Genomic DNA, 3,917 nt, shown 5'->3' on the forward strand with positions numbered 1-3,917 from the left:
ACCGATGCGGCCGACCGGGGTCCTGCCGGCATAGTCGGCAAACAGCGCCTGCCTCTGCTCCTCGGCCAGAAAGTACCACCAGGGCGTGTCGATGACGCCTGGCGCCACGACATTGACGCGCAGCGGTTTCAACTCCATCGCCAGGATCGGCACCACGGTCAACAGCATGCCGTTGATGGCGGCGATACCGGCGACGCCGGGCGTTGCGAGCTGCGCCGACACCGCCGAGATGAAGGTGACCGATCCGGCCTTGTTGAGTGTCGGCAAGGCGGCCTGCAGGCAGGACAGCTGCGGGCGGACCTTTTCCTCCACGCCACTGCCGATGTCACTCAGGTCAAGCGCCGGGAACGGGCCGAGGCCCTTGCCGCCGCTGGCCGCCAGCACCAAGTGATCAAAGGGGCCGAGGCGCTCGAAGAATTGACGGACCTCATCCGGCTTCGACGCGTCGAAAGCGGCCTTCTCGGCAGCACCGCCAAGGCTCTTCCAAGCGCTCTTCAGCTTGTCCTCGTTGCGGCCGGTGATGGTTACCTTCATGTCCGGGCCAAGCAGTTTGCGCGCCGTCGCCAGCCCGATGCCGGACGAGCCACCGATGATGACGGTGTGTTGGATTGCCTTGGTCATCAATGCTGTTCCTTCGATGTGGGGGAGGCCGGGCCGATGAGGTCGAGGCTCAAGCTTCTCAGCTGTTGCCTTGCCTTGGCGTCGTAGGCCTGAGCATCGGCGCGGGATTCCCGCAGGCCGTCGAAATAGAGGCCGCTTTTCCCGTTGAGCGTGGGTGAGGTGGCGAGATTGAGGATGGCGTCGGCACCGGTCTCGACCGAACTCCACGGCGTCACCCCGGCCTGCCGGACCATGGTTGTGTTCATGTAGCTCGCCGGATGCAATGCGTTGACGGTGACGCCGGTGCCTTTCAACTGTTCGGCCAAATCGACGGTGAACAGAATCTGCGCCAGCTTGCTCTGGCAATAAGTGCGCACCCCGTCATAGGAGCGGGTCAGCATGACATCGCTGAAGTCGATCGCCTGCTGCCCCGCAGAGGCGACATTGACGATGCGCGCCGGCGCACTGGCCTTCAGCAATGGCAGGAGCTCCGATGTCAGCAGGAAACCGGCGAGATAGTTGACCGCGAAGCGCAGTTCATAGCCGTCGGCACTCACCTGCCTTTTGGCACCTTGGCCCGCTGTGCCGATGCCGGCATTGTTGATGAGGATGTCCAGCCGGTTCGTCCGGGCGCGCACCGCCTCGGCGAGGTGGCGCACCTCGGCCAGCGAAGAGAGGTCGGCGACCAGAAGCTCGGCCTTGCCGCCGGCGGCTTCGATCTCGGTGACAACAGCCTTGCCGCGCGTTGCATCGCGGCCGTGCACCAGCACACGGGCGCCCGCGGCGCCGAGCCGTTGCGCGACAACGCGGCCGACGCCGTCTGTCGAGCCGGTGATGAGGATCGTCTTGTCTTTGAGTTCCATGTTCAGAGCCTCCGTTCTGTTGCTCTGAACGGAAGATGGGGCAGTTGGCGCTGGCCAAACAGTTCAAACTTTATCCTGGTATCAATACTGCTATAATACGCGCATGGAGTCCCAACCTCACGCGGCCCCCACACGTTCGGCTGAAGACAGCCGCCGGCGCGAACTCGGCGCCTTCCTGCGCTCGCGCCGCGAAAGGCTGACGCCCTCGGCCGCAGGCATCGCCATCGGTCTCAGGCGACGTACGCCGGGCTTGCGCCGCGAGGAGGTGGCGATGATCGCCGGTGTCGGCACGACTTGGTACACATGGCTGGAGCAGGGGCGGGAGGTCAGGCCCTCGGTCGAGGTGCTGACGGCGCTCGCCGAAGCACTGCGCCTCGACGCCGCCGAAAAACAGCATCTGTTCATCCTTGCCGACCGCCAGCAGCCGGAGCGCCGTGCCGTAGCGCCGGAAAAGGTCGATGGCCCGTTGCTGCACATGCTGCAGAGCCTGGTGCTGCAGCCGGCCTATGTCGTCGGGCGGCGCTGGGACGTGCTGGCCTGGAACCCGGCGGCGGTGGCGGTGTTCGGCGATTATGGCCTGCTGGAGGGTGACGCCCGCAACATCGTCCACATGGTGTTCACGAGCCCGCATCACCGGCACCTGCTGGTCGACTGGGAGCAACTGGCGCGCACCGTGCTGGCCTCGTTCCGGGCCACGAGCGCCCGCTATGTCGGCGATCCGGATTTCGAGCGGCTGATCGAGTTGATGACCCGTTCGAGCCCCGAATTTCGTGCCTGGTGGCCGCAGCGCGACGTCGCGCATCGGTTGTCGGGGGTGAAACATGTCCGGCACCCGAGCGCGGGCGCCATGACCTTCGAGCATATGAGCCTGTCGATCGGCGACGGCTCGGACATGAAGCTGATCGTCTACACGCCGTTAGCCGAGCAGAATTCGATCGCCAAGCTGCAGGCATTGCTGGACGCGCTGCCGGCCGAGCGGCGCAGCGCCTGAGGTTGGCTGGCGTCCCCCTCGGCTTCGTCATCCACGGGCGAAGCGGACGCGGAGACCCGAGGATCCATGCCGGGACGTTTGCCGAAGAGTACTACGGAGCAGAATTTGGACCTTTGCGGCGCGTTGAAGTCGCGGCATGGATTGTAGGGTCTGCGCCGCGTCGCTTCGCTCCTTGCTTCGCCCTAGAATGACGAAACCATTTAGCCCTTCGGCTTCAGCCCATCGAGGAACAACTGCTCGAGAAATCTTGCCGCATCCTCGAAGCGGCCGTCGCCGCCACGGTTCGGTCCGAGCACGGCGCGGACCTGGACGTCGAAATCGGCATAATGCTGCGTCGTCGCCCAGATCGAGAAGATCAGGTGCCACGGGTCGGTCTTGGCGATCTTGCCGGCGCGCATCCAGCCCTTGATGACGGCGGCCTTCTCGTCGACCAGCGTTTTCAGTTCGCCCGCCAGCAGCGGCATGATGCGCGGCGCGCCTTGCAGGATCTCGTTGGCGAACAGCCGGCTCTCGCGCGGAAAATCGCGCGCCATCTCCAGCTTGCGCCTGATGTAGCTGCGCAGTTCGGTTAGGGGATCGCCAATGTCGTCGAGTTCGCGCAGTGGCGCCAGCCAGGTGTCGAGCAGGCGCTGCATCAGCGTTTCGTGGATGTCTTCCTTGCGCCGGAAATAATAGAGCAGGTTCGGTTTCGACATGCCGGCAGCTTCGGCGATCTGGTCGATGGTCGAGCCGCGAAAGCCGTTGGTGGAGAAGACCTCAAGCGCCGCCTCCAGGATGAGTTCGCGCTTTTCCTGCTGGATGCGGGTGCGGCGAGGGGCATCCGTGCCGATGGTCACCGTTGCAAGCCCTCGTGTTGAGGCTCATCTGGACCAATTCTCTGGACCAGTTTTTCCCTAGCCTGTGGAACGCACTTCAGGTGCCGCATTTCCGCTAGTAATCCTTGACCGCCTACAGGGCGGTGCTAACGTTTGTCCAATCGGTCAAAAATTTGCGTAGCATGAAAACGCGGCAAAGACCAAGCGTTGGGCGCAGCGAAACAGTTTACAAGGGGAAGTCCTGGTCATGTCCAACCGGCTGAAAGTCACGCCGAACGATCTCAGTGCATTCTGGATGCCGTTCACGGCAAACCGGCAGTTCAAGCAGGCGCCGCGCATGATGGTGTCCGCCAAGGACATGCATTACACAACCAGCGACGGCCGCAAGGTGCTCGACGGCACCGCCGGCCTGTGGTGCGTCAATGCCGGCCACTGCCGTCCGAAGATCACCGAGGCGATCCAGCACCAGGCTGCCGAACTCGATTATGCGCCGGCCTTCCAGATGGGCCATCCGATCGTGTTCGAACTGGCCAACCGCCTGGTCGACCTGGCGCCCAAGGGCATGGACCATGTCTTCTTCACCAATTCCGGCTCGGAATCGGTCGAGACCGCGCTCAAAATGGCGATCGCCTATCACCGTGTGAAGGG

Annotated in this window: 5 protein-coding genes; 2 read left to right on the forward strand and 3 right to left on the reverse strand. The window is 63.8% G+C overall.

Annotation, left to right across the window (positions count from 1 at the left end; all coding sequences use genetic code 11):
- Positions 1–621, reverse strand: a 621-nt coding sequence (locus tag EN994_RS21435; RefSeq protein ID WP_127307791.1) for an SDR family NAD(P)-dependent oxidoreductase, incomplete at its 3' end; no start/stop codon positions are given.
- Complete coding sequence (locus EN994_RS21440) at positions 621–1,463, reverse strand: SDR family oxidoreductase (RefSeq protein ID WP_063168506.1); 843 nt, start codon at positions 1,461–1,463, stop codon at positions 621–623. The genes EN994_RS21435 and EN994_RS21440, both read right to left, overlap by 1 nt.
- A 103-nt stretch (positions 1,464–1,566) precedes the next feature.
- Between EN994_RS21440 and EN994_RS21445 the strand changes: the two genes are divergently transcribed.
- Positions 1,567–2,454, forward strand: a complete 888-nt coding sequence (locus tag EN994_RS21445) for a helix-turn-helix transcriptional regulator (RefSeq protein ID WP_063168505.1) — start codon at positions 1,567–1,569, stop codon at positions 2,452–2,454.
- 200 nt (positions 2,455–2,654) lie between these two features.
- On the opposite strand, the gene EN994_RS21450 is transcribed toward EN994_RS21445, so the two are convergent.
- The gene (locus EN994_RS21450; protein WP_013530906.1) at positions 2,655–3,290 is read right to left on the reverse strand and encodes a TetR family transcriptional regulator C-terminal domain-containing protein; all 636 of its coding nucleotides are present in this window, start codon (positions 3,288–3,290) and stop codon (positions 2,655–2,657) included.
- Between the two features lie 226 nt (positions 3,291–3,516).
- Between EN994_RS21450 and EN994_RS21455 the strand changes: the two genes are divergently transcribed.
- On the forward strand, positions 3,517–3,917 hold a 401-nt coding region (locus tag EN994_RS21455; RefSeq protein ID WP_127307792.1), incomplete at its 3' end, for an aminotransferase class III-fold pyridoxal phosphate-dependent enzyme.

Source organism: Mesorhizobium sp. M7A.F.Ca.CA.002.09.1.1 (genome assembly GCF_003998555.1).
In the GTDB taxonomy this organism is placed as follows: Bacteria; Pseudomonadota; Alphaproteobacteria; order Rhizobiales; family Rhizobiaceae; genus Mesorhizobium; species Mesorhizobium ciceri.